Annotated in this window: 20 protein-coding genes; 10 read left to right on the top strand and 10 right to left on the bottom strand. The window is 73.3% G+C overall.

Going from position 1 to position 23,551, the window contains the following annotated elements; genetic code table 11:
- The first annotated feature begins 267 nt into the window (after positions 1–267).
- The 3 genes from ACEZDE_RS31780 to ACEZDE_RS31770 all read left to right on the top strand — a co-directional run bounded on the left by ACEZDE_RS31780 (position 268) and on the right by ACEZDE_RS31770 (position 4,286).
- Entirely contained in the window at positions 268–759 is a 492-nt protein-coding gene (locus ACEZDE_RS31780) for a DUF6643 family protein (protein WP_380543920.1), read from the top strand.
- A gap of 104 nt (positions 760–863) precedes the next feature.
- Entirely contained in the window at positions 864–1,718 is an 855-nt protein-coding gene (locus ACEZDE_RS31775; RefSeq protein ID WP_380543917.1) for an MOSC domain-containing protein, read from the top strand.
- 105 nt (positions 1,719–1,823) lie between these two features.
- Entirely contained in the window at positions 1,824–4,286 is a 2,463-nt protein-coding gene (locus ACEZDE_RS31770) for a right-handed parallel beta-helix repeat-containing protein (protein WP_380543914.1), read from the top strand.
- Here ACEZDE_RS31770 and ACEZDE_RS31765 read toward each other — a convergent pair.
- A complete protein-coding gene (locus ACEZDE_RS31765; RefSeq protein WP_380543911.1) occupies positions 4,249–6,672 on the bottom strand; it encodes a hypothetical protein in 2,424 nt (807 codons plus the stop codon). The genes ACEZDE_RS31770 and ACEZDE_RS31765 overlap by 38 nt on opposite strands.
- A 139-nt stretch (positions 6,673–6,811) precedes the next feature.
- Between ACEZDE_RS31765 and ACEZDE_RS31760 the strand changes: the two genes are divergently transcribed.
- Entirely contained in the window at positions 6,812–7,642 is an 831-nt protein-coding gene (locus ACEZDE_RS31760) for a DeoR/GlpR family DNA-binding transcription regulator (protein WP_380543908.1), read from the top strand.
- A 51-nt stretch (positions 7,643–7,693) separates the two neighbouring features.
- A complete protein-coding gene (locus tag ACEZDE_RS31755) occupies positions 7,694–8,194 on the top strand; it encodes an SRPBCC family protein (RefSeq protein ID WP_380543905.1) in 501 nt (166 codons plus the stop codon).
- A gap of 9 nt (positions 8,195–8,203) precedes the next feature.
- Here ACEZDE_RS31755 and ACEZDE_RS31750 read toward each other — a convergent pair whose 3' ends face one another.
- The 4 genes from ACEZDE_RS31750 to ACEZDE_RS31735 form a co-directional block, all read right to left on the bottom strand.
- The gene (locus ACEZDE_RS31750) at positions 8,204–8,941 is read right to left on the bottom strand and encodes an ABC transporter permease (protein ID WP_380543902.1); all 738 of its coding nucleotides are present in this window, start codon (positions 8,939–8,941) and stop codon (positions 8,204–8,206) included.
- Positions 8,938–9,669 carry an ABC transporter ATP-binding protein gene (locus ACEZDE_RS31745; protein WP_380543899.1) on the bottom strand — a complete coding sequence of 244 codons (732 nt, stop codon included), beginning with the start codon at positions 9,667–9,669 and terminating at the stop codon, positions 8,938–8,940. The genes ACEZDE_RS31750 and ACEZDE_RS31745 overlap by 4 nt, the downstream gene beginning before the upstream one ends.
- A gap of 62 nt (positions 9,670–9,731) precedes the next feature.
- On the bottom strand, positions 9,732–10,364 hold the full coding sequence (locus ACEZDE_RS31740) for a TetR/AcrR family transcriptional regulator (RefSeq protein ID WP_380543896.1): 633 nt from the start codon (positions 10,362–10,364) through the stop codon (positions 9,732–9,734).
- 7 nt (positions 10,365–10,371) lie between these two features.
- Positions 10,372–11,490 (bottom strand): PLP-dependent cysteine synthase family protein, encoded by a 1,119-nt coding sequence (locus ACEZDE_RS31735; protein ID WP_380543893.1) that lies wholly within the window; start codon positions 11,488–11,490, stop codon positions 10,372–10,374.
- Positions 11,491–11,782: 292 nt separating this feature from the next.
- On the opposite strand from ACEZDE_RS31735, the gene ACEZDE_RS31730 reads away from it, so the two are divergent.
- On the top strand, positions 11,783–12,328 hold the full coding sequence (locus tag ACEZDE_RS31730) for an ATP-binding protein (protein WP_380543890.1): 546 nt from the start codon (positions 11,783–11,785) through the stop codon (positions 12,326–12,328).
- On the opposite strand, the gene ACEZDE_RS31725 is transcribed toward ACEZDE_RS31730, so the two are convergent.
- Positions 12,274–12,600: an SHOCT domain-containing protein gene (locus ACEZDE_RS31725; RefSeq protein ID WP_380543887.1), complete on the bottom strand. Its 327-nt coding sequence runs from the start codon at positions 12,598–12,600 to the stop codon at positions 12,274–12,276. The two genes, ACEZDE_RS31730 and ACEZDE_RS31725, sit on opposite strands and share 55 nt — an antisense overlap.
- A 202-nt stretch (positions 12,601–12,802) precedes the next feature.
- Here ACEZDE_RS31725 and ACEZDE_RS31720 point away from each other — a divergent pair, with 202 nt between their 5' ends.
- Positions 12,803–13,585 (top strand): GNAT family N-acetyltransferase, encoded by a 783-nt coding sequence (locus ACEZDE_RS31720; RefSeq protein WP_380543884.1) that lies wholly within the window; start codon positions 12,803–12,805, stop codon positions 13,583–13,585.
- On the opposite strand, the gene ACEZDE_RS31715 is transcribed toward ACEZDE_RS31720, so the two are convergent.
- On the bottom strand, positions 13,575–14,777 hold the full coding sequence (locus ACEZDE_RS31715) for an ROK family protein (protein WP_380543881.1): 1,203 nt from the start codon (positions 14,775–14,777) through the stop codon (positions 13,575–13,577). The genes ACEZDE_RS31720 and ACEZDE_RS31715 overlap by 11 nt on opposite strands.
- 17 nt (positions 14,778–14,794) lie before the next feature.
- Between ACEZDE_RS31715 and ACEZDE_RS31710 the strand changes: the two genes are divergently transcribed.
- A complete protein-coding gene (locus ACEZDE_RS31710) occupies positions 14,795–16,024 on the top strand; it encodes an MFS transporter (protein ID WP_380543878.1) in 1,230 nt (409 codons plus the stop codon).
- Here ACEZDE_RS31710 and ACEZDE_RS31705 read toward each other — a convergent pair.
- Positions 16,021–16,782 (bottom strand): acyltransferase, encoded by a 762-nt coding sequence (locus tag ACEZDE_RS31705; RefSeq protein WP_380543875.1) that lies wholly within the window; start codon positions 16,780–16,782, stop codon positions 16,021–16,023. The two genes, ACEZDE_RS31710 and ACEZDE_RS31705, sit on opposite strands and share 4 nt — an antisense overlap.
- Positions 16,783–17,101: 319 nt before the next feature.
- On the opposite strand from ACEZDE_RS31705, the gene ACEZDE_RS31700 reads away from it, so the two are divergent.
- Both ACEZDE_RS31700 and ACEZDE_RS31695 read left to right on the top strand, forming a co-directional pair.
- On the top strand, positions 17,102–21,238 hold the full coding sequence (locus ACEZDE_RS31700) for a golvesin C-terminal-like domain-containing protein (protein WP_380543872.1): 4,137 nt from the start codon (positions 17,102–17,104) through the stop codon (positions 21,236–21,238).
- Between the two features lie 60 nt (positions 21,239–21,298).
- The gene (locus ACEZDE_RS31695) at positions 21,299–21,673 is read left to right on the top strand and encodes a hypothetical protein (RefSeq protein WP_380543869.1); all 375 of its coding nucleotides are present in this window, start codon (positions 21,299–21,301) and stop codon (positions 21,671–21,673) included.
- On the opposite strand, the gene ACEZDE_RS31690 is transcribed toward ACEZDE_RS31695, so the two are convergent.
- Both ACEZDE_RS31690 and ACEZDE_RS31685 read right to left on the bottom strand, forming a co-directional pair.
- Positions 21,670–22,407, bottom strand: a complete 738-nt coding sequence (locus tag ACEZDE_RS31690; RefSeq protein ID WP_380543866.1) for an enoyl-CoA hydratase family protein — start codon at positions 22,405–22,407, stop codon at positions 21,670–21,672. The genes ACEZDE_RS31695 and ACEZDE_RS31690 overlap by 4 nt on opposite strands.
- A 35-nt stretch (positions 22,408–22,442) precedes the next feature.
- Positions 22,443–23,357, bottom strand: a complete 915-nt coding sequence (locus ACEZDE_RS31685; RefSeq protein ID WP_380543863.1) for a DUF389 domain-containing protein — start codon at positions 23,355–23,357, stop codon at positions 22,443–22,445.
- Positions 23,358–23,551 lie beyond the last annotated feature (194 nt).

Raw genomic sequence — 23,551 nt, 5'->3', positions numbered from 1 at the left:
CCCCGGGGGCGGGGGCCGGCCGGCCCGCGCCCACCGGTTCGGGTGAAAGATCCTCCTGCTCGGCGCGCCTGCACCGGCCGATTCGATGAACGGCCGTTCTATTAACGTTGCGTGAAGATGGTGTATGAGCTGGAGTCCGATCGCGGTGCGATCTGACCGTTTTTCATATTTTCGACCGTTTGCTCGACCCAGGCTCGCCGAGAACACACGAACTGCCTGCCGTTCCACTCTCCTCAGCAGGCACATTGTGGGCTTACCGTATGCGTCATGACCTCCCCTCGTGCCTACGACGGAGTGGGCTACTACGCTCCGTCCTTCGCCTCGGACACCCCCATCTACGACAGCCTGGTGGCGGAGCGGGGCGTGCCCCAGATCGCCCCCATCAACGTGCCGGCCGCGCTCCCGCCGGCCTACGACACGGGCTTCTCCTACAACAGCGGCTTCAGCGCCGCCCCGGCGCTGCCGGTGCAGCGGCTCGCGCTCGGCCCCGGGCCCAGCAGCCCCAGCTACCAGCAGCAGCCGGCCCAGCCGCAGTACGCCCAGTACGGCCAGCAGCCGTTCCCGCAGGCGTTCGGCCAGGGCTTCCCGCAGCAGCCGGTGCCGCAGCAGCGCTACCCCGAGCAGTACCGGGTGCCGCAGCAGCCGCAGCCCCAGCCGCAGCAGATGTACCAGCGCCCGGTCGCGCCCGTCGCGCCGCTGCGCCCGGTGCAGTACCAGGAGCCGCGTCCGCCGCAGCGGGGTGGCTACCAGGGCTTCTAGCGTCGGACCACTCGGGGGGATCGGGACGGTCATGGGGCCGGTCAGCTGCGCGCTGACCGGCCCCCGCTTGTTTTTTCCGGCGGAAACCCTGGCACCATGGGCGGATGCGGCTCACTGACCTTCGAATACACCCGGTGAAGTCCCTGGCGCCGGTCCCGCTGCGGAGCGCCCGGGTCGAGCCGTGGGGCCTGGCCGGGGACCGCCGCTGGATGCTGGTCGACGCCGCCGGGACCATGGTGTCGCAGCGCCAGGACCCCCGCCTCGGACAGCTCGCCGCCACCCTGCCGGGGCCGGGCCTGCTGGAGCTGACCGCGCCCACCGGGGAGTCGCTCACCCTCGCCGCCCCGCACGGCGGCCCACTGCTGCCGGTCACCCTGTTCGGGCTGCCCTTCGAGGCAGTGGACGCCGGGGACGAGGCCGCCGCCTGGTTCGACAAGGTGCTCGGCGCCGAACTGCGGCTGGTGTACCAGGACCGGGCCGAACGACGGCAGCCGATGCCGACCCCCACCAGCCTCGCCGACGGCTACCCGCTGCTGCTCACCAGCACCGCGTCCCTGGACGCGCTGAACGCGCTGATCGCCGCCGACCACCCGGACGACCCGGTCCGGGGCGCCCCGGTGCCGATGGGCCGGTTCCGCAGCAACCTGGTGGTGGACGGCTCGGACGCCTGGGCCGAGACCGGCTGGCTGCGGATCCGGGTCGGCGCGGTCGAGTTCCGGGTGGACCAGCAGTGCGGCCGCTGCGTGATGACCACGCTCGACCCGGACACCGGCGCCCGGCGCGGCCCGGAGCCGCTGCGGGCGCTGGCCCGGCACCGCAGGTTCGGCGACGCGCTGGCCTTCGGGATGCAGATGACCCCGGTCGGACCGCTCGGCGAGGTCCGGGTCGGCGACCCGGTCACCGTGCTGGAGTCGGGGCCGCTCCCCGTCCCGTACGGACCCGGCTCCCGCTCCGAGTGACGGGAGGGCCCGATGGCTCGTTGGGAGGAGAGAGGAACGCGGGCGGGCGCCGCAGGCGGTAGCGTGGGCGCGGCACCACAAGGAAGCTGGGGGCGGCGAATCACCATGGGCGCAGGCGTGGTTAGGGTGACGCTGGACGGAGCCTCCCGCTGGCGGCGGCGCTCCGGCGAGTACGCGACGATGGCCGAGGCACTGGCCGCGGCCGAGCCCGGCGACACGGTGACCATAGGTCCCGGCGTCTACCGGGAGAACGTGCTGCTCGACAAGCCGCTGACGGTCCGCGCCGCGGACGGCCCGGGGACGGTGCGGATCGAGCCCGCCGCGGGCACCGCGCTGACCCTGCTGGCCTCGGCCACGGTCGGGGGCCTGGTCCTCGAAGGCCAGGACGGCTCCGCCCCGGCGGTGCTGATCGCGGCGGGCCAGGGCGAGTTGACGGACTGCAGGATCAGCACCCGCTCCTCGGTCGGCATCGAGGTGCGCGGCGGCGCGGGCCCGTACGCGGTCCGCCGCTGCACCGTCGACAACCCGGGCGGCCTCGGCATCAGGATCGCCGACGCGGCTGCCGCGCTGTTCGAGGAGTGCGAGGTGCTCTCCGCCGCCCAGGCCGGGGTGGTGGTGCGGACCGGGGCGACCGCCCGGCTGGAACGCTGCCGGGTGCACCACGCCACCGGGGCCGGACTGGTACTGACCGGCGAGGGCAGCGCGGTGGACGCGGTCGGCTGCGAGTTCTACGAGATCAACGGCAACGGCGTGCAGGCCGAGGACCGCTCCACCGGCCGGCTCGACGACTGCGCGGTGCACCGGGTCACCGACAACGGCCTGGCCCTGGACAGCGAGGCCCGGCTTGAACTGGTCGGCAGCCGGATCCACGACATCCCGGAGAACGGCGCCGACCTGCGCGGACGCTCGGTCCTGGTGCTGGAGCAGACGGTGCTGCGCTCCTTCGGCAAGAACGGCCTGTCGGTCTGGGACGCCGGCTCCGCGGTCGAGGCGACCGGCTGCGAACTGCGCGACGGCACCGGCGACTACCCGGCAGTGTGGGTGATCGACGGCGCCCGGGTGAAGCTGACCGACTGCAGCGTCCACGACGTCCCCGACGCCCTGTTCGTGCTGGACCGGGGCTCGGTCGCGGAGGCCGTCGACTGCTCCTTCAGCCAGGTCAGGAAGACCGCGGTGTCGGTCAGCGGCGGCGCGTCGCTGCGGATGGACCGGGGCCGGATCCAGGACGCCAACGTCGGCCTGTGGTTCCGCGACCACGACAGCGGCGGTCTGCTCACCGGCTGCGAGATCGCCGACGTGGCGACCGGGGCGATCGTCACCAAGGGCGCCGACCCGGTGCTGCGCGGCTGCGCCGTGCACGGCAGCACCGAGGCCGCCTTCTACGTCTCGACCGGCGGCCGGGGCAGCTTCGAGGAGTGCACCGCCGACCGGGGCAAGGGCTTCGGCTTCCACGTCATCGACGGCTGCCGGACCGTGCTGACCCGCTGCCGGGCCGAGCAGAACGCCCGCGGCGGCTTCGAGTTCTCCGAGCCGGGGCCGATCGCCGACGGCTGTGTCTCGGACGACGTCAAGCCGCCGTCCGCCGAGCCGCTGCGGGCCACCGCGACCAGCACCGCGACCGCCTGGCGGGACGCCAACCCGGCCGTCCCGGCCACCGCCGCCGCGGCCCCGGCCCGGGTGCCGGAGCCGCGCGGTTCCGCCATCGCCCCGCTGCCGGACTGCCGCCCGGCCGAGGAGTCGCTGGCCGAGCTGGACTCGCTGATCGGCCTAGACACCGTCAAGCAGGAGGTGCGCACCCTGATCGACCTGATCTCGGTGGGCCGGCGGCGGCAGCAGGCCGGTCTCAAGGCCCCCTCGCTGCGGCGGCACCTGGTGTTCACCGGCTCCCCCGGCACCGGCAAGACCACGGTGGCCCGGCTCTACGGCGAGATCCTGGCGGCGCTGGGGGTGCTGCAGCGCGGCCACCTGGTCGAGGTGGCCCGGCTCGACCTGGTCGGCGAGCACGTCGGCTCGACCGCGCAGCGCACCGCCGAGGTGTTCGGCCGCTCGCTCGGCGGGGTGCTGTTCATCGACGAGGCCTACGCGCTGGCCCCGGAGGACGGCGGCCGGGACTTCGGCCGGGAGGCCATCGACACCCTGGTCAAGCTGATGGAGGACCACCGGGACGAGGTGGTGGTCATCGTGGCCGGCTACACCACCGAGATGGAGCGCTTCCTCGCCTCCAACCCCGGCGTGGCGTCCCGCTTCTCACGGACCGTCAGCTTCGCCGACTACTCGGCCGCCGAGCTGCTGGAGATCACCCGGCGGCAGGCCGCCGAGCACGAGTACCAGCTCTCCGACGACTCCGCGGCGGCGCTGCTGGACCACTACGACGCCCTGCCCAAGGGCCCCTCCTTCGGCAACGGGCGCACCGCCCGCCAGGTCTTCGAGACCATGGTCGAGCGGCACGCCGTCCGGCTGGCCCAGCTGGCCGACCCGACCACGGAGGAACTGCAGCTGCTGCTGCCGGAGGACCTGCCGCTCCCGCAGCTCAGATCCGGCGCAGCAGCAGGTCCCGCTCCGCGATGAAGCGCGGGTCCGCCCGGTAGTCCGAGTGCGCGTTGATCGGCACCGGCAGCGGGTGCCGGTCGTCCCGGTCGTAGACCAGCGGGTCGGTGAACGCGGGCGCGTCCACCGGTTCGGCCTCCACCGGGACGGCGACCCGGACCGGGCCGCCGATCGGGTCGGTGATCCGGAACAGGTTGCGCCAGCCGGGTGCGGCCGGGTGCGGCCTGAGCAGGTCCTGACGCAGCCGGACCAGGTCCGCCGGGCCCATGAAGCCGGGGAAGAAGCGTCCGTAGAGGCGGCGCAGCGGGCAGCCGTAGGTGAGCAGCGCCACCCGGGCCCTGCTCTCCGGGTCCAGCTGCCAGACCGCCGCGGCGGCCAGCACCGTGCCCTGGGAGTGCCCGGACAGCACCAGCCGCCGTTCCGGGTCCTCGGCCAGCCAGGTCCTGATCCGCCAGTGCAGGTCGGGGACGGCGCGCTCGGCGTAGCAGGGGGGCGCGAACGGGTGCGCCGCGCGCGGCCAGAAGGTGCCGATGTCCCAGAACACGCCGACCGTGCGCCGGGTGGCGATCTGCTTGTACGCGGCCCGGCCGACCGCGACCAGGGCCACCACGAACATCCCGACCAGCCAGCCGCCGACCGACTGCAGTGTGGTCGCGGCGTAGGAGACCAGGGTCGGCCCGCCCAGCGCGGCCAGCGCCGGGGTACGGTGCTCGACCAGCGCCCCGACCACCGACAGCACCGCCAGCAGGAACCCGAGCACCGCGATCCAGCCGATCAGCAGCGGTCCGCCGTCGGTGAGTTCGGCCTTGGCCAGGGCCCCGGCGATCTGCCCGGTCCTGGTCTCGCTGGTGCGCACCCCGGTCCCGTACGCGGCGTCGACCCGGGCCCGGAACCGGCGCTTGCGCAGCACCGTCAGCAGCGCCAGCCGGGCGATCGGCAGCAGCAGCAGCGCGGCCAGCACCGGGACGCCGCTGCTGTGCCAGATCAGCAGCAGCGGCGGTCCCGGCAGGGTGATCCCGAGGGTGCCCTTGGCCATCAGCCACTGGGCGGCCCACACCGTGGCGCCCGCGGTGAACAGGTTGCCGAGGCCGACCGCGAGCATAGCGGTGGCCGGTCCGGCCAGGCCGAGCAGCGCGGGCCCGTCCGGACCGCCGAAGGAGGTGTCCGGCGGCCCGGCCCCCTGACCGGGCAGGCTCTCGGCGCCGCGCGGTGACGGGATCACCACCGGGGTCTCCAGCGCACCGGAACCGGGCACACCGGGACCGGGCTCGCCGCCCCTGCCCCGGAGCACCAGCGCGGCGACCACCAGCAGCAGCACCAGCGCCAGCTGCAGCAGGCAGAGCACCGCGAACAGCCCTGCCGCGCCCGGCAGTCGGCCGTCGGAGGCCCAGCCGGGGCGGGCCCATCCGGCGTAGACCGCGGCCAGCAGCAGCAGCGCCAGCGAGGCCCAGTGCAGGCAGCGCAGCGGCATCGCGTCGGGGCGGTCGTCCGGCTCGGTCTCCCGGCGGCTGCCGACCAGGGCGTAGAGCACCCCCGCGGCCAGCAGGCCCAGCAGCCCGAGCAGGATCCAGCCGGGGACGGCCAGCGGGCCGTGCGCGGTGCGGTCGTAGCGCAGCGCGGGCAGCAGCACCGCCAGCGCGATGGTGAGCATCCCGGCCGCCACGTGGACCATGCGCAGCCTGCGCACCATCCGCATCCCGTACCAGAAGCCGGGCAGCTCCATCGGCGGCAGGTCCGCGCGGTCCGCGCCGCCGTCCCGGTCGTCGGGGCGCTGCGCCTCGTAGCTGGACCAGGTCAGGTGGGAGAGCCACCAGAGCACCCCGACCAGGGCCAGCGGGACGGCGGCGGCCAGGGCGAGCCGGCGGCCGGGCTCGCTCCACCACTCGCCGCGGGCGGCGGAGAGGAAGCCGAGCCAGCTGTGGTGCGCGGCGCAGGCCGCGGTCCCGGCGCACTGCCAGGCGGTGAGGTCGAGCGCGGCCTCGCAGGCGGCGGCGGTGAGCAGCACGGTCAGGCTGGCGGCGACCACCCGCACCACGATGTCGTACAGCCCCTGGCCGCGGGCGGTGCGCGGGGCGGCGGGGCGCATCCAGTGGGCCAGGTTGGCGAACATGAAGGGGAGCAGCAGCAGCCACAGCGCCCGCCCGGCGGATCCCGAGGTGAGCCCGGCCCAGGAGTAGGCCTCCTCCACCGCGCCGTCGCGGTAGCGCTCCGGCTCGGCCTCGGCGTGCCGGTCCTGCCAGCGGCGGTAGGTTCCGGCCACGGTGTCGCCGGTGAGCTGGCTGAGGTGCGGGTCGGCGAGCATGTCCTGCGGGGTGGTCCCGCCGACGCCGTGCACCAGCAGTTCCATCGCCAGCCCGGTCGGCGCCGCCGGCCCGCCGGCCGCGTCCGCGCTCCACTGCTGCTGCATGGCCCGTCCCCCCAACCCTCGTGCTCCCTACCTGGCTACCCATCGGGCGTGAGGATACGCGGGTGCGGACACGCGTGGTCCGGACCGCGGCGGCGTGCGAGGATGACCCGAAGCAGCGGAGCGGGAAGGCAGTACACGGGTGGCCGAGAACAGCAATCTCCTGGCTGAGCAGCGCCGTGCCCTGATCCTGGACGAGGTGCGGCGGCGCGGCGGGGTGCGGGTCAACGAACTGACCCGACGTCTGAACGTCTCCGACATGACGGTCCGTCGGGATCTGGACGCACTGGCCCGGCAGGGCATGGTGGAGAAGGTGCACGGCGGGGCGGTCCCGGTCCTGGAGGCCAGCACCCACGAGCCCGGCTTCGAGGCCAAGTCGGCGCTGGAGCTGACCGCCAAGGAGGACATCGCCAGGGAGGCCGCCCGGCTGGTCGCCCCCGGCAGCGCACTGGCGCTCTCCGGCGGCACCACGACCTACGCGCTGGCGCACCACCTGCTCCAGGTGGAGGGGCTGACCGTGGTCACCAACTCGGTCCGGGTCGCCGACGTGTTCGAGAACGCGCTGCGGCACGGCACCGCCCCCGCGCACGCCGCCACAGTGGTGCTGACCGGTGGGGTGCGCACCCCGTCCGACTCGCTGGTCGGGCCGATCGCGGACCGGGCGATCCGGTCGCTGCACTTCGACCTGCTGTTCCTGGGCTCGCACGGGATCTCGCTGGAGGCGGGCCTGTCCACCCCGAACCTGGCCGAGGCGGAGACCAACCGCAGCTTCGTCGCCTCCGCCCGCCGGGTGGTGGCGGTGGCGGACCACACCAAGTGGGGCACCGTCGGCCTGTCCACCTTCGCCTCGCTGGACGAGGTGGACACCCTGGTCACCGATGTCGGCCTGCCGCCGGAGATCCGCTCGGCGGTGTCCGAGCAGGTCCGCGAGGTGATCGTGGCCGGGGCCGCGGACGCCCCCCTGTCGGACTGACGGGGCCTCAACTACACTTCAGGCCTTTCCGGTGACCGACGGGGGTGGGCAGTGCCGAAGCGACGACGGCTGCGTCCGGTGACCGACGGGTTCCTGGAGCAGGCGCCGGTCCGGATCGTGGTCGCGGCCCGGCTCCGGGCCCAGCCGGGCGAGGTCTTCCGGGAGTTGACCGAGGACGCGTCGACCTGGCCGCTGTGGTTCCGCTCGGTCCGCACGGCCGGCTACACCGGCCCGCCCCCGTACGGGACCGGTGCGGGCCGGGCGGTGACGCTGCGCGGCGGCGTGCACTTCGTGGAGAGCGTGGTCGGCTGGGAGCCGCCGCACCGCTTCGTCTACCGGGTCGAGCAGACCAACCTGCCCGGGGTCCAGGCCTGGATGGAGGAGTGGCTGACCTACCCCGCCGAGGGCGGCGGCACCGACCTGCGCTTCACCATGGCCATCGACGCCCCGCCGACCGTCCACGCCGCCGTCTGGCCGGCCCGCCCCGGCATCGCCCGCTCGGTCCGCGCCGCCGTCGCCCGCCTGGACGCCCGCTGCGCGGGCACCGCCTAGCCGCCGGCCCTAGGCGGTCCGCCGCCGCAGCGTGGCCGCGCCGAGGGCCAGCGCCAGCAGCACGCAGCCGACCACCACCGCCAGGTCGCCGAGCACCGCGCCGCCGACCCCGGACTCCGTGGTGAGCCGGTTCATCGCGTCCACCGCGTAGGACATCGGCAGCACGTCGGAGACCGCGTGCAGCACCGCGTTCATCGAGTCGCGCGGCGCGAAGAGGCCGCACAGCAGCAACTGCGGCAGCAGGAAGGCCGGGAGGAACTGCACCGCCTGGAACTCGGTGGCGGCGAAGGCGGACAGGAACAGGCCCATCGCGGTGCCGAGCAGCCCGTCCGCCAGCGCGACCGTGAACAGCAGCCAGGACGGACCGGCGATGTGCAGCCCGAGCAGCCCGATGGTCAGCCCGAACACCGCCGCCGCCTGGACCAGGGCGACCAGGCCGAAGGCGAGGGCGTAGCCGAGCAGCAGGTCGGCCCGGCCGAGCGGCATGGTGAGCAGCCGTTCCAGGGTCCCGGTGGTGCGTTCGCGCAGGGTCGCGACCGAGGCGACCAGGAACATCACGATCATCGGGAAGATCCCGAGCAGCGGCGCCCCGATCCGGTCGAAGGTCTGCGGCTCGCCGTCGAAGACGTACTTCAGCAGCACCAGCAGCAGGCAGGGGACCACCAGCAGCAGCGCCAGCGTGCGTGGGTCGTGCCGCAGTTGGGCCAGCACCCGGCGGGCGGTGGCGAGGGTTCGGCGCGGGTTCACCGGTTCACCTCCGGGCTCGGTCCGACCAGGTGCAGGAACGCGGCCTCGACGTCGGCGGCGCCGGTCGCGGCGAGCAGCGCCTCGGGCGTGTCGTCGGCCAGCAGCCGGCCCTCGCGCATCAGCAGCAGCCGGGTGCAGCGGGTGGCCTCGTCCATGACGTGACTGCTGATCAGCAGCGTTGCCCCGGCGGCGGCCAGCCGGTGGAACAGCTCCCAGAGGTCGCGCCGCAGCACCGGGTCGAGGCCGACCGTGGGCTCGTCCAGGATCAGCAGCTCGGGCGCGCCGAGCAGGGCCGCCGCCAGCGAGACCCGGGCCCGCTGGCCGCCGGAGAGGCTGCCCACGGACTGGCCGGTGCGGTCGGCCAGGCCGACCAGCTCGGCAACCCGGGCCGGGTCGGTCCGCGGCGCGCCCAGCACCTCGGCGAAGTAGCCCAGGTTCTCACCCACCGTCAGATCGGTGTAGACGGACGGGGCCTGGGTCACATAGCCGACCCTGGCCCGCAGCCCGGCGCTGCCGGCCGGCTCGCCGAGGACGGTGACCGTGCCGGCCGCGGTCCGCTGCACCCCGACCACCGAGCGCAGCAGCGTGGTCTTGCCGCAGCCGCTGGGCCCGAGCAGCCCGGTGACCGACCCGGCCGGGATCTCCAGGTCGAGCCCGTGCAGCACGGTGCCGCCGCCGCGGACCACTCGCAGGCCGCGGACGGCGACGGCCGGGGGCCGGTCCGCCATTGAATTCATCATGTGATGAGTTTCAGTCCGGGAGCGGTCCGCTGTCAAGCAGCGGACCCGGCTCAGCCGCCGGTCAGATAGCCCTGCAGGGTCGGCGCCAGCAGCGGCACCAGCTCCTCGACCGTGGCCGAGGCCAGCGGCTCGACGGCGACCACGTAGCGCGCCATGGCCAGCCCGATGACCTGCGAGAGCACCAGCTCCACCCGCAGCTCCGGCCGCGGCAGCTCCAGCCCGGCGGCGATCCTGGCGACCAGCTCGCCGACCACGAAGCCGCGCAGCATCGCCGCGACCTCCTCGTCCCCCGCCGCGCCGCGCAGCACCGCGAGCAGCCGCTCCCGCACGCCCCGGTCCTCCCACAGGGTCAGCACGAACCGGGCGATCCGCTCGCCGACCCGGGCCCGGTCCCCAGCCACGATCTGCTCGACCACGGTCCTGGGGTCGAGCGGGAAGTCGAGCACCGCCAGGAACAGCCGGTCCTTGCTGCCGAAGTAGTGGTGCAGCAGCGCCGGATCCACCCCGGCGACCCGGGCGATGCCGCGCATGCTGGCCTTCTGGTAGCCGCGCGCGGCGAACTCGGCACGGGCCGCCGCCAGCACCGCGCCCCGGGTGTCCGGGCCGCCGGGCCGCCGGCCCACCCGGCGCGGGGTCGGGGCGGTCGGGTCGTTCGCGGGGGGCTGCTCCGGGCCTGGGGTCACCGGCCCATTATCCGTTCCAGGCCCCGGTGGCCAGGAAGCCGTCGATCACCGCCGCGTACGGGACGATGTCGAGCCCCTGCGCGGCCAGCCAGTCGTCGGAGTAGTACTTGTCCAGGTAGCGGTCGCCCGGGTCGCAGATCAGGCCGACCACACTGCCCCGCTCCCCCGCGGCCAGCATCTCGGCGACGATGGTGAAGGCGCTCCACAGCCCGGTCCCGGTGGAGCCGCCCGGCTTGCGGCCCATCGCCGCCTCCAGCGCCCGCACCGCCGCGACCGAGGCCGCGTCCGGGACCTTCATCATCCGGTCGATCGCGCCGGGCACGAAGCTGGGCTCCATCCGCGGACGCCCGATCCCCTCGATCCGGGAGCCGCTGTCGCAGGTCACCCCGGTGTCACCGGAGACCCAGCCGTCGAAGAAACAGGAGTTCTCCGGGTCGGCGACGCAGATCCGGGTGTCCGCCTGGGTGTAGTGGACGTAGCGGGCCAGCGTCGCCGAGGTGCCGCCGGTGCCGGCCGTGGCCACGATCCAGGTCGGAACCGGATAGCGCTCCAACCGCAGCTGGGCGTAGATCGACTCGGCGATGTTGTTGTTGCCGCGCCAGTCCGTCGCCCGCTCGGCATAGGTGAACTGGTCCATGTAGTGGCCGCCGGACTCCTCGGCCAGCCGGGCCGACTCCGCGTACAGGGTCCGGGTGTCGTCGACCAGGTGGCAGCTGCCGCCCTGGGCCTCGATCAGGCTGATCTTCTCGCAGCTGGTGGTGCGCGGCATCACCGCGATGAAGGGGACGCCGATGAGCTTGGCGAAGTATGCCTCGGAGACCGCGGTGGAGCCACTGGACGCCTCCACCACCGGCTTGCCCGGCCGCACCCAGCCGTTGCACAGCGCGTACAGGAACAGCGAGCGGGCCAGCCGGTGCTTGAGGCTGCCGGTGGGATGGGTGGACTCGTCCTTGAGGTAGAGGTCGATGCCCCACGCCTCCGGCAGCGGGAAGCGCAGCAGGTGCGTGTCGGCCGAGCGGTTGGCGTCCGCCTGCACCTTACGGACCGCCTCCTTGAGCCAGGCCCGGTACTCGGCGTCGCTACGGTCCACGTCGACGGTCTTCACGGCTGCTGCTTTCTCCCGCATTCCTGCATTTCCACGCCGAGGGCGCTGCTCCGCGCATCGTAGCCACCCTCCGTACCCCATAAATCTTTGGAATATGCCATACGGGGGCGCATGTTCCGCAACTCCCGGTGCCCGTACGGTTACGCTCCGCCGGACGAGCGTGCAGCATGGACCGGTGTCGCCACGCGTTGCGCGTACGCGGCGGCGGGGTGACCCTGGAGCCATATCTCGGAACGTAGCCACGTGGTAACTCCGCGCACTTTCCCGAGCGGCGCGGAATCGGTCTCCAGTCAAAAGGCGGAGGAGTCGACGCGTGAATGAGTCTGACCGAACCTACGAACTGCACCTGACCGCGGAGCCCCGGCGGCTGACCGTGGTCCGCCGGATAGTGGCCGCGCACCTGCGGCACTGGGAACTCGCCGACCTGGTCGATCCGACCGTCCTCGGCATCACCGAACTGCTCGCCAATGTGCACCGGCACGTCGGCCAGGACGCGCCCTGCGTGCTCCGGCTGACCTGCGCCGACGGCCTGCTGCGCTGCGAGGTGCACGACAGCGGCCCGGCGCTGCCCCGGCTGCTGCACCCCGACGACGAGGAGGTCGGCGGGCGCGGCCTGGAACTCGTCGCCGCGCTCTGCAAGGAGTGGGGCGCGGAGGCGACGGAGGACGGCAAGGTCGTCTGGTTCGCGCTCCAGGCGGTCCCGGCCGTCCCCGTCGAGGCTCCCGCCGCCGTCCCGGTGCCGGTCGCGGCGCCCGTGCCGGTCGCAGCGCCGGACCGGCCGGTGCGGCTGGAGTGGCCCGGCGACTACCGCTCGCCGGAGCCGGACTCGCTGCCGGTCACGGTGTTGAGCAGGTCGTAGCGCTCGCGGTACTCGATCTCGTCGATCAGCCCGTCCGCGTAGCGGCGGTTGAGGGTGTCGATCGGCGACGGAGCCGGGGCCTGCCGCGCGGGACCGGCGGCGGCCCACGGACCGTGCCCGCCGCCCTGCTCCCAGCCGCGGCCCCAGCCCCGGCCGCGGAAGACCACCTTGCGGAGGAACAGCGCGACGCCGATCCAGAACAGCGGCACCAGCAGGATCCAGGGGCCGGGGCCGCCGCCGTGCCAGCCGTCCGCCAGAAGGGTTGCGTGCATCAGGGGCTCCTCGGTCTCGGGCAGCGGGCCGCGCCTTCCGCGGCCTGTTCTGCCTGCTACCGAGAATCCCTCCGCGGCGGCCCCCGGGGCGTCGTGCCGGGGCGGGCTCCTGGACTGCTCCCGGCGGAGTACGGGACGGCGCCGCGGCTACTCCGGGGAAATCCCGTTGCCGGTTCCGGGGCCCGGTGATGGGATGGCGGCGATGAACAACGACGAGACACGCGCGGTCTTCGACCGCAGGATGCGCCGCGGGCTCCGACCCGACACCCCCACCGCGCGGGTGGAGCACACCGGGGGCGTGGTCCGGCAGACCGGCTCCCCCGACGACTGGAACGGCATCGTCTGGTCCGACCTGGACGAGCGGGGCGCCGACGCCGCCATCGCCGAGCAGGTCCGGCACTACGGCGCGCTCGGCCTCGAGTTCGAGTGGAAGCACTACAGCCACGACACCCCGGCCGACCTCCCGGCCCGGCTGGCCGCGGCCGGCTTCGTCCCCGAGCCGCCGGAGACCCTGCTGGTCGCCGAGGTCGCCGAGCAGCCCACCGAGGTGCGGCTGCCCCCGGGGGTGCGGCTGGTCCCGGTGACCGACGAGGCCGGGGTGGACCTGGTCGCCCGGGTGCACGCACTGGCCTTCGAGCAGGACTCCGCCCGGTTCCGGAACCGGCTGCTGACCCAGCTCTCGGAGGACCCGGAGCACCTCGTGGTGCTGCTCGCCCTGGCCGGGGACGAGCCGGTCTGCGCGGCCCGGATGGAGCTGCACGCCGGCACCGGCTTCGCCAGCCTCTGGGGCGGCGGGACCGCACCGGCCTGGCGCGGCAAGGGCGTCTACCGCGCGCTGGTGGCGCACCGGGCCGGGATCGCGGCCGAGCGCGGCTACCGCTACCTCCAGGTGGACGCCTCCGACCAGAGCCGCCCGATCCTGGAACGGCTGGGCTTCGCCGCGCTCAGCACCACGACGCCGTACCTCCGCGCGGTCACGGGCTGAGCACCGCCAGCGGGTCGGCCAGCACCGGGGTCCAGGCCAGTTCGGCGGCCCCGGCCAGCTCGGAGCGGTCCAGCGCGGCCGGGACGATCGGGACCCGTCCGCTGCGGCCCCAATAGGAGCGCTCGGCGACCACCCGGGGCAGCCGCTCCGGGACGGCCGCCAGCAGGTCGCCGTGGAAGGTGCCGAGCACCACCCGGTCCGGGTTGAGGATGTTGATCACCGCCGCGATGCCCAGGCCGAGCCGGTCCGCGACGTGCTCCACCGCGGACCTGGCCCGCGGTCGCCCGGCCGCGGCCTCGGCCAGCACCTCCTCGGCCTGCTCCAGCAGCGGGCGGGCCGGGTCGGGCTCGCGCCCGGCCGCGGCCAGCAGCGCGGGCGGGTCGGCCTCGACGTCCAGGCAGCCGCGGTTGCCGCAGGGGCAGCGGCGGCCGTCCGGATCGACCGTCACCTGGCCGACCTCCAGGGCGAGTCCGGCGCTGCCGGTGTGCAGCCTGCCGTCCACCACCAGCGCCCCGCCGACCCCGGCGTGGCCGCTGGTGACGTAGAGCAGGTGCCGCGCGTCCCGGCCCGCGCCGTGGCGGTGCTCGGCCAGCGCGGCGAGGTTGGCGTCGTTGGCGAGGTCCACCGGGATGCCGAGCCCGGCCGCGGCGGCCTGCTGGACCAGCAGGTCGCCGACCGGGGTGCCGGACGGCCAGTCCAGGTACATCGCGGCGACCGCGATCCGCTCCGGCAGCGCCACCGGGGTCGGCACCGCCAGGCCGAGGCCGACGCAGCGGCGCGGGTCCGCGGCGATCCGGCGGGCCGCCTCGGCGACCACCGCCCGGACCACCCGCTCCGGCGTGGCCGGGCTCGGCAGCGGGAAGTCCTCCGGCCGGTCCAGCACCCCGCCGAGGGTGGCCAGGGCGACGCTGAAGCCGTCGGCGTGGATCTGCGCCGCCAGCACCACCGGCCCCGCCGGGTCGACCGCGAGCCGGTGCGAGGGGCGCCCCCTGGTCCCGCCGGTGGGCCGGGCATCCACCGTGATCAGACGCAGGGCCTGGAGCTCGCCGGTGATCGCCCCCGCGGTGGCGCGGGTGACGCCGAGGGCGCCGGTGAGCACCGAGCGGGTCGGCGCGGCTCCGGTGTGGACCAGGGCGAGGGCCGGACCGAGGGCGGCGCGGCCCCGGTCGGGACTTGTGTGGTTTGGCTGCACGCTTCTATTATGAATTTGTGCCGCAAATAAACAAAACAGTCGTCAGCGACTCCGCCCCGGCGGCCTCTCCCTCCACCTGGACCACCGCCCGGGTGGCCCTCACCGCCTTCTTCGCCCTGGACGGCTTCCTGTTCGCCGGCTGGGTCGTCCGCATTCCGGCCATCAAGGCCCAAGTCCACGCGTCCGCCGGGCAGTTGGGGCTGGCGCTGCTCTGCGTCTCGATCGGCGCGGTGCTGGTGATGGGCCCGGTCGGACGGCTCTGCGTGCGCTACGGCAACCACCCGGTGATCGCGGCGGCCGGGATCGTGGTGTGCGCGGCGGTGGCACTACCCCCGCAGACGCACTCGGTGCTCGCGCTGGGCGGGGCGCTGCTGCTGTTCGGCGCCGGGTACGGGGCGATGAACGTCGGCATCAACAGCGCGGCGGTCGACCTGATCGCCTCGATCCGACGGCCCGTCATGCCTGCTTTCCACGCGGCCTACAGCATGGGCGGGCTGATCGGGGCAAGCCTGGGCGGGCTGCTGGCAAGCCACTTGACGGCGAGTCAGCACCTGGGGCTGCTGGCGGTGTTCGGGCTGGCGGTGACCGCGGCGGCGGGGGTCCCGCTGCTGCGGCACCGGGTGGCGCCTGCGGCGGGCGCCGTAGTGAAGGACTCCGCGGCGTCGCCCGCGGCGGAGCTGCCGAAGGGGCCGGTGCTGCTGGTGCTGCTGCTCGGGCTGGTCGCGCTGTGCGACGCGTACGGGGAGGGCGCGCTGGCCGACTGGGGGACGCTGCACCTGAGTTCGGACCTGCACGCCACCGCGTCGGTCGCGGCGGCCGGGTTCGCGGCGTACTCGCTGGCGATGACCACCGGGCGGCTCAGCGGCACCCGGCTGGTGGAGCGGTTCGGGCCGACCCAGGTGATGGTCGGCGGCTCGGCGCTGGCCAGCGCGGGGATGCTGGTCGCCGCGCTCAGCCCGTGGCTGCCGCTGGCCCTCGGCGGGTTCCTGCTGGTCGGCCTCGGCCTGTCGAACATCTTCCCGCTGGCGATTGACCGTGCCGGCGCGCTGAACGGCCCCAAGGGGGTCGCCACCGCGTCGATCCTCGGCTACGGCGGGATGGTGTTCGGGCCGCCGATCATCGGCTTCCTCGCCCAGGGCCTGGGGCTGCCGCTGGCGCTGCTGTCGGTCGCGGTGCTGGCGGCGCTGGCGGGGGTCGCTGCGCTGGCCGTGCGGCGGGCCACGGCACGGGGCGCGGCGGCGGGTTAGGCGACCGGGTCCGGGTCGTCCACGGCGGGGTGCTCCTTGGGGAGACGCAGGTCCCAGCCGATCAGGGCGACCAGTTGCTCGTGGGTGATCCCCTCCGGGATCGGCTTGGGCGCGACCGTGCGGATCGGCGGCTGCCAGCCGTCGTCCGGGGTGAACCTGCGGACGACGCGGGCGGGGGCCCCGGCCACCACGCTGTGGTCCGGGACGGTCCCGCGGACCACGGCGTTGGCGGCGACGACGACGTTGCGACCGAGGGTCGCGCCCGGCAGGATCACCGCGCCGGTGCCGATCCAGCTGCCGGCGCCGATGGACACCGCCTCGTTGCGGGGCCACTGCTTGCCGATCGGGAGGTCGGGGTCGTCGTAGGAGTGGTTCTCGTCGGTGATGTACACCCCGGGACCGGTCCAGACGTCGTCGCCGAGGGTGATCGAGTGGTGCCCGACGATGTGGCTGTCACGGCCGATGACACAGCCGTTGCCGATCCGGACGATCGGGTCGGGGCCGAGGTCGAGTCCGGGCAGGAAGCCCGCGGAGAGCGAGACGCCCTCGCCGATGATGCAGTGGGTTCCCAGGTGGATCCAGCCCTCGTTGAACACCGAGCCGAGGGGGAAGGTCAGCCGGGTGCAGTCGCCGATGGCCCCGAAGCGGTACGTTCCGGGACGGTCGGCGCTGACGGAGCCCGCCTCCTGGACCCAGCGCCAGCCGTGATGGACCAGGGACGTCGCGAGACGACGGGCTCGGGTTCGCAGGGACACCATGCGTAGACGGTAACCGGGGACTCCGCCTGCGGCGCGGGTGGGTGCGCGGCTGCGGCCCGGTGAGAAATTGGCGGTCGTCGGCCAAAACAGCACGTTGGCGTACATAGGAGAAATGGACTTCTTTGGTCCGCATGACGATTTGTGATGCGCGTCACAGCCGAAAAGCCCTTGGTCACGGCCATCAGGAGGCGAATCAAAAGAGGGCCTGCATTCCGCTTCATTACCGTTGACGCGCGGATCTTGCTCCATCAAGGTCGCCTACGGCGCATCTCCGGAAGGGGTGCGCCGTCATCGGCTCATTCCCCCCAGACAGGACGTCATGCGCAGATCCCACCATCGGAGGAGACTCCGGCTGACAGCCGTGCTGACCGCGGCGACCGCCGTGATCGCCTTCGGCAGCACCGCGCAGGCACAGCCGCGAGCGGTCGCCTCCGCGCCCGCGAAGGCCTCCACGCCCGCGAAGGCCCCCGCGAGTCACCCCGTCAGCATTCCCGACCCCGACCACACCCTGGGCAAGGGCTGGAAGACCAGCGACGACCGCGCGGTCACCACGGCCGCGGACGCGGCCGGTCTGGACGTGATGGTCGCCGACTCGAAGAACGCCTACGCGTGGCGGACGGTCGCGGTGCTGTCCGAGCCCGGCTTCTCCGATGACGAGTGGATCGGCCAGGACTGCCTGATGGACCGCTCCCACGCGGCCGTCGTCTACGCCCCGCGCGGTTTCACCAACGAGCAGGACCTGATGGAGCGCGGCGCGTTCGCCGCGGTCGTGGACCTGGACACCGGCCGGGTCGACAAGCTCCCCTTCACCGCCTCGCTGGCCTACTTCGACCCCGGCTGCAACTCCAAGCAGCACACCGCGGCGTTCACCGCCATCGGTGACTCCTCCTCGCTCATCACCACGGTCAGCACCGCGGGGAAGGTCCTGGGCCGCAGCAACCCGGCGGGCGAGGTCACCTCGGCCGTGCCCACCGGGAGCAAGGGGCAGGTCACCGCCGCCGAGGCCGGCCAGCTGGTGAGCATCGACGCCGCCGGCCACGCCTCCGCCCTGGCGCACACCAACGGCACGGCGTACGACCTGCAGTCCACCGCGAACGGCGTGGCCTACGTCGACGAGAAGGGCGACAAGGCCACCGCGCACGTCCTTCACTCGGGCAAGGCCGCCACCGTCGCCACCGGGGCGCTGACCTCCCTGGCGCTGCGGCCCGGCGCCGACGGGAAGGTGTTCGCGACCGGCAGCGTCTCCGGTGCGGGCGGCTGGGGCGTGAGCACCCTGCCGCACACCGGCAGCGAGGACACCGTCTCCACCGAGGGGCGCCTGGCCGTGCGGCCGGTGCTGACCGCGTCGGTCCGTTCCGCCGCGGAGGGCATCGCCAAGGCCGGCCAGAACCTGACCGCGACCGGCGGCCAGGAGCCCGACGCGGCCACGTCCGACGGCCAGACCGACAACGAGCCCGTCACCATCGACACCACCGCCGTCAGCAGCGGCACGCAGACGACCGAGCAGCTCGCGGATCCCGCGCCGGCGGCCTTCGCCCCGGAGGGCAAGGCGGCCTCGCCCGCGCTGACCGGTGCCGCCGCGGCTCCGAGCGCCACGGTCAAGAGCCTGGCGATGACCGCCGCGGCCACGGTGTCCACCTCGACCGTGGACACCCAGCGCGAATGCGCGATACCTCGCAACGACCCCAACGTCCAGGCCCTGCAGCCCACCCCGAACCAGGTGGAGTGGGCCGTGGACATGGCCGTACGCGGGGACCTCACCTCCACGTACCTGACCCAGGGCAGCTGGCGTTCCCAGGAGGGAAGCTCGGTCGACCCGCAGAGCACCTTCCCGCTCCCCGCCCTCACCGGCGGCGGGCGCATCCCGGCCCAGGTCCTGTTCGGCATCCTGGCGCAGGAGTCGAACCTCTGGCAGGCCGAGTCCGGCGCGGTCCCCGGGCAGATGGGGAACCCGCTGGCCGCCACGGACGGCTTCTACGGCCGGGCCGGCGCGCCCGCGCCCAGCGGCGGCGACTACTGGGCGATCGACTGGGCCAAGTCCGACTGCGGATACGGCGTCGGACAGATCACCGACGGAATGCGGCTGCCCCAGTACGCCAAGCCGGGCGAGACCTCACTGCCCGCCTCGGTCCAGACCGCCGTTGCGGTCGACTACGCCGTCAACATCGCCGCGGCCGCCCGGACCCTGGCCGAGAAGTGGAACGAGATCCACCAGAGCGGCCAGACCATCACGGTCAACGACGACAACCCCGCGCACCTGGAGGACTGGTTCGCCGCGGTCTGGGACTACAACTCCGGACTGAACCCGGTGTCCGCGGTCGCCAGCAACGGCAACTGGGGGCTGGGCTGGTACAGCAACCCGGCCAACCCGCTCTACAAGCCCTCGCGCGGCCCGTTCCTGGACGGCACCATCAGCTGCGTGCTCAGCGACGGGACCTACAGCAACGACTGGGCCCAGTGCTCGCTGTCCAGTTCCACGAACGTGGTGGACAACCCCTCCTTCTCCGACGCCGCGAACCCGGCCCAGTGGCCGTACGAGGAGAAGGTGATGGGCTGGGCCGCCGAGTCCATCGACACCGGTTTCTCCTACGACACCAGCGGCAACCAGGACCGCGTCGGGTCCTCCGGCTACTCCACCGTCGGCTTCCGCCCGGCCTGGTGGGTCAACGACCAGGACCGGATCAACGTCAAGCCGCCGCTGAGCGCGTTCTGCTCGGTAGCCGTGAACGGCTGCGACCCGACCAACCCGCCGGCCTGCGAGACCGAGCACCTCGGGGCCTCCTGCGACACCCCGTACTGGTGGAACGGGTCGAACACGACCTGGAAGTCCGACTGCTCCACCAGCTGCGGCAACGAGAACCTCAAGTACGCGACCCTGGTCTCCGAGCCCGGACGCGGGTACAACCTGCTGAACGGCGAGCCCCAGTGCTCCGGCGGGGGCCTGCCGGCCGGGGCCAAGGTGGTCACCAACGTTCCCAACGGCACGCCCACGTACTCCTCCTGCGGGAACGTCAGCGGTGACGCCGGCACCTTCTCGTTCAACTTCCAGTCCGACGACCAGAACAACTACGAGGCCCGCGAGGACCTGGCCCAGATCGGAGGCGGCTGGGGCGGCCACTTCTGGTACTCCCACACCCGCGCGAGCGCGACCGGCGTCAACGCCCCCGTAGGCGACCCGTACCAGGGAGCCGTCGACACGGCGTCGGGACCGATGTCGATCGTCGGCACCTGGAAGCTGTCCACTCCGGCGTCCGCCTGGACCCGGGTCATGGTGCACCTGCCGGACACCGGCTCCGTCACCCAGCAGGCGACGTACACGGTGCACACCGGCGCCGGCAACGACGAGGACCGGACCATCAACACCCACGACGACGCCAACACCTGGGTCAGCCTGGGCGTGTTCGACTTCGTCACTCCGGCCAACGGGGACTTCCAGGGCGTCTCCCTGTCCAACTACGCCGCCGACGGCACCGCCGACGACGACATCGCCTGGGACTCGGTCGCCTTCCAGACGCTGCCCGCCAAGCCGAAGGACTTCGTGGTCCAGCTCGGCGACTCCTACTCCTCCGGCGAAGGCGCGGAACCGTACCTTCCGGGCACGGACACCGGGCCGTACGCCGACCAGGGCAGCCAGTCCTCCCCGGGTCGCACCTGGAACGCCTGCCGCAGGAGCCAGAACTCCTGGATCCGGCAGACCGTCCTCCCCGACCAGACCAGCACGATCGGCACGCTCGCGGACGGCAACGACCCGAGCATCGACTACCACTCGGCTGCCTGCTCCGGGGCCTACACCTGGACCATGGACCCCGCGCTCGGACAGGCGAAGAACTGGGGCACGCTGGGTGAGTTCCACGAGGTGCAACAGCTCTCCTCGGGCTTCCTCGACGACAACACCACCCTGGTCACACTGACCATCGGCGGCAATGACGCCGGCTTCAGCGCCGCGGTCCAGGACTGCATCGAGGTCCCGCCCCTGGGTCCGGGCTGCCAGTCCGACGCCACCGTGGAGGGCCAGATCGACTCGACCGTCAAGGACGTCAAGACGGTGCTCCAGGACATCGCCGCGGAGGCTCCGCATGCCAAGATCGTCCTCCTCGGCTACCCGCAGCTCTTCGACACCGGTCCGCCGTGCGCCACGGTCGTCGGCGTCGGCGCGATGATCACGATGAACGGCTGGGGAAGCTACTTCCTGCAGAAGGACGACGCCATGGTGGCGTCCCTGCAGACCGGCAGCAGCCCGCTCAACGTGGTGTTCAAGGACCCCTCGACGGAGTTCGACGGCTACCAGGACTGCGGATCGAAAACGCCGGGCATCAACGACGACGTCGCCGCCCCCACCGGGCCCGGTGACTTCTCCTGCCCCGGCAACCTGATCTGCCCGAGCATGGAGAGCTTCCACCCCAACAACACCGGGGTGAAGCGCTACGCTCTCGCCCTGCAGGACGCACTGGGCTAGAAACGCCGCCCGCCCGGTCGGACTCCGACCGGGCGGGCGTCGCCGACACCGTGAGGACCCATGTACCGGATCGTCAAAATCGCATCGGCTCTGATCCTCACCGCGGTGGTGTGCGTCGGCGGCTTCCTCGCCTGGGGCCAGCACCGGAACTCGGACCAGGCGAGCAGGAACCGGAGCGCGGCCGTCGAAGAGGCGGACAGGACCGCGGACTCCTTCGCCCGCCAACTGGCCGGCTCGCCCAGCGATCAGGAGATCAAGGACCTGGCCGGCCGCAAGGGCCTGGGGATTCCCCGGATCACCACGACGCCGACCGGCCGCACGGTCGCCTTCCGGGTGAACGTGCCCTACTCCGACCTGTCGTTCGGCGGGGCAGCGGTAAGCCGCTGCTACCAGGCGACGCTTCCGGACGCCGTGGCCACCTCCGTGCCCTGTTAGGCCCAGCGCGGCGGGCGGCGCTCCAGGAAGGCGGACATGCCCTCGCGGGCCTCCTCGGAGCCGAACAGCTCCGCCGACTGCGCGACCATGGCCTCGCCGTCACGGGCGAACGTACCCAGCACCTCCGCGGTGACCAGGCGCTTGGTCTCGGCGAGACCCTGCGGGGAGGCCAGCCGGAGCGCGTCGAGCAACGGGCCGAGCGCCTCACCCGTGTCCTCGGCCGCCTCGGTGAGCAGGCCGATCCGCTGCGCCTCGGCGGCGTCGAAGACCGAACCGGTGAGGTACCACCGGGACGCGCCCCGCGGGTCCAACCGCGGCAGCAGGACCAGCGAGATCGCCGCGGGCGCGAGACCCAACCGGACCTCGGTGAAGGCGAAGGTGGAACCCGGCCCGGCCAGCGCCAGGTCGCAGGCCCCGACCAGACCCAGCCCCCCGGCCCGGACGTGGCCGTCCACCCGGGCGATCACCGGCTTGGACAGCCCGAGAATGGTCCGCATCGTGGAGACCAGCCGACGCGGGTTGACGGTGGGGTCGGTCTCGGCGAGGTCCGCACCGGCGCAGAAGGTCCCACCGGTGTGGGTCAGCACCACAGTGCGGACCGACGGGTCCGCCGCGGCGTCGGCCAGCCCCTGTTCGAGTTCCGCGACCAGGGCCGCCGAAAGGGCGTTGCGGTTGTGCGGTGAGTCCAGGGTCAGCGTGGCGACGGATCGCTCGACCTGGTAGCGGACGGTCATCGAAACTCCCCGTTGTAAGCGGCCTGCGTCGGAGACTATCTCGCCAGGAGCCGGCGTTGGACCAGCAGGGTGAGTACCCCGGCGACCAGGATGCCGACCAGATTGACGATCAGTTGCGCGAAGGAGCCCCAGGCTTCGTAGTACTGGCGGTAGGCCATCGCCACCGCCGCGTTGGCCGCAGCCGGGATGGTGGTGACCGAGATCGCGACGCCGACCAGCCCGGCGGACTTGGCCGAGGTCAGCGACAGCATCCCGGCGATCCCGGCCAGCACCGCGACCACGATGGAAAAGGCGTCCGGCTGCCAGATGAACTGGGTGGCCGGGTGCGGCGCCTCGAACAGGTCCCGGGTGAACAGGCCCAGGGCGTTCATGAGCAGGCTGAACAGCCAGGTCAGCACGATCGCCCCGACGAACCCCAGCACCAATGCCAGCAGCGACCGCCCTGCAGCCCGCGGCTCCCTCCGCACCGCGGCCACGCAGACCCCGGCCAGCGGGCCGAAGTCGGGTCCCACCACCATCGCGCCGACGATCAGGATGGAGTTGTCGATCATCACCCCGCAGGCGGCGATCATCGTGGCCACCACCATGAACGCCAGATAGGTGACGCTCAGTCGGGACTCCTCGCTGGTGATGTCCGCGACCGACTCCCACACCACCGCGTCCGCGCCCTCCCCCGGCGCCGCGGCCTCGGCGCGGTCCGCCGCGGCGGAGAGCACCAGGCCCGCGTCCGCCATGGCGATGGCGCCCCGCTCGGGAAGCCCGCAGCCGCGGAGCTCGACCAGCAGTTCGTCCGCGGACTCCCTGGCGACGTCGCACAGCACGAGGCTCCCTGCCGGGTCCCGTGACGCGCCCGGCAGCACCGCGATGTGGGCGACGCCCACCACCCGGTCCAGGCAGCCCCGCACCTCCGCTTCCAGCTCGGGCGGGACGGTCAGCCGCAGATGCATCATGGCCATACGCTACGCACCCACCCGAGCCCCGGACGAAGCCACGGCGTGCGCACCACGCCTTTTCACCCCCCACGCACGGGAGGGGGTGGGACGGGGCGGGGTGGTCGCGGCAGGGGCCGTCAAAGCGAGAAACGGGTGCGAGCGGCGTAACAAAGGCACCTCGACTCCAAGCACCCGTTTCGCAGCAGGCCCCA

Origin of the sequence: Streptacidiphilus cavernicola, from assembly GCF_042510955.1 — a bacterium.
In the GTDB taxonomy this organism is placed as follows: Bacteria; Actinomycetota; Actinomycetes; order Streptomycetales; family Streptomycetaceae; genus Streptacidiphilus; species Streptacidiphilus cavernicola.
The sequence above is the reverse complement of the archived record's forward strand: the minus strand, read 5'-3'. Positions and strand labels throughout refer to the sequence as shown.

What these genes read in the sequence shown, in the direction of transcription:
- ACEZDE_RS31685 (WP_380543863.1), bottom strand. Translation starts at nt 23,357, where the DNA reads ATGATGCATCTGCGGCTGACCGTCCCGCCCGAGCTGGAAGCGGAGGTG.
- ACEZDE_RS31720 (WP_380543884.1), top strand. Translation starts at nt 12,803, where the DNA reads ATGAACAACGACGAGACACGCGCGGTCTTCGACCGCAGGATGCGCCGC.
- ACEZDE_RS31705 (WP_380543875.1), bottom strand. Translation starts at nt 16,782, where the DNA reads ATGGTGTCCCTGCGAACCCGAGCCCGTCGTCTCGCGACGTCCCTGGTC.
- ACEZDE_RS31695 (WP_380543869.1), top strand. Translation starts at nt 21,299, where the DNA reads ATGTACCGGATCGTCAAAATCGCATCGGCTCTGATCCTCACCGCGGTG.
- ACEZDE_RS31780 (WP_380543920.1), top strand. Translation starts at nt 268, where the DNA reads ATGACCTCCCCTCGTGCCTACGACGGAGTGGGCTACTACGCTCCGTCC.
- ACEZDE_RS31775 (WP_380543917.1), top strand. Translation starts at nt 864, where the DNA reads ATGCGGCTCACTGACCTTCGAATACACCCGGTGAAGTCCCTGGCGCCG.
- ACEZDE_RS31700 (WP_380543872.1), top strand. Translation starts at nt 17,102, where the DNA reads ATGCGCAGATCCCACCATCGGAGGAGACTCCGGCTGACAGCCGTGCTG.
- ACEZDE_RS31735 (WP_380543893.1), bottom strand. Translation starts at nt 11,490, where the DNA reads ATGCGGGAGAAAGCAGCAGCCGTGAAGACCGTCGACGTGGACCGTAGC.
- ACEZDE_RS31770 (WP_380543914.1), top strand. Translation starts at nt 1,824, where the DNA reads ATGGGCGCAGGCGTGGTTAGGGTGACGCTGGACGGAGCCTCCCGCTGG.
- ACEZDE_RS31765 (WP_380543911.1), bottom strand. Translation starts at nt 6,672, where the DNA reads ATGCAGCAGCAGTGGAGCGCGGACGCGGCCGGCGGGCCGGCGGCGCCG.
- ACEZDE_RS31745 (WP_380543899.1), bottom strand. Translation starts at nt 9,669, where the DNA reads ATGGCGGACCGGCCCCCGGCCGTCGCCGTCCGCGGCCTGCGAGTGGTC.
- ACEZDE_RS31725 (WP_380543887.1), bottom strand. Translation starts at nt 12,600, where the DNA reads ATGCACGCAACCCTTCTGGCGGACGGCTGGCACGGCGGCGGCCCCGGC.
- ACEZDE_RS31690 (WP_380543866.1), bottom strand. Translation starts at nt 22,407, where the DNA reads ATGACCGTCCGCTACCAGGTCGAGCGATCCGTCGCCACGCTGACCCTG.